This is a genomic window from Vallitalea longa (assembly GCF_027923465.1).
GTDB classification, from domain to species: domain Bacteria; phylum Bacillota; class Clostridia; order Lachnospirales; family Vallitaleaceae; genus Vallitalea; species Vallitalea longa.
Genome location: NZ_BRLB01000074.1, coordinates 1 through 336, shown reverse-complemented (window position 1 = coordinate 336; position 336 = coordinate 1). Strand labels below are relative to the sequence as shown.

1 protein-coding gene is annotated in these 336 nt (G+C 32.4%); it reads left to right on the top strand.

Going from position 1 to position 336, the window contains the following annotated elements; translation table 11 throughout:
* Positions 1-336 (top strand): hypothetical protein (locus tag QMG30_RS24875; protein WP_281819925.1); only part of this gene is annotated, 336 nt, incomplete at both ends.

Genomic DNA, 336 nt, shown 5'->3' with positions numbered 1-336 from the left:
AAAATAGTCCAGAAACAACAGATTATAATGCAGTAATAAAAGATCAGTATGGAAATGTACTGAATAAAGATGTAAGTTGGTCGTTAAAAACACCAGCAAATGGAGTAAGTATAAATCCAGAGACTGGAACATTACAAGTAACTAACCAAGCGGATGCAGGAACAGTTGTAGTAATGGCTTCTAGCGATGGAATGCAGCAAGAAAAAACCGTAACAATAGATAAAGAAGAACCAATAGTAACAAATATAATAATAAATGGTGAAAGTATAATAGATGTACCAACCCAAGAAAATAGTCCAGAAACAACAGATTATAATGCAGTAATAAAAGATCAGT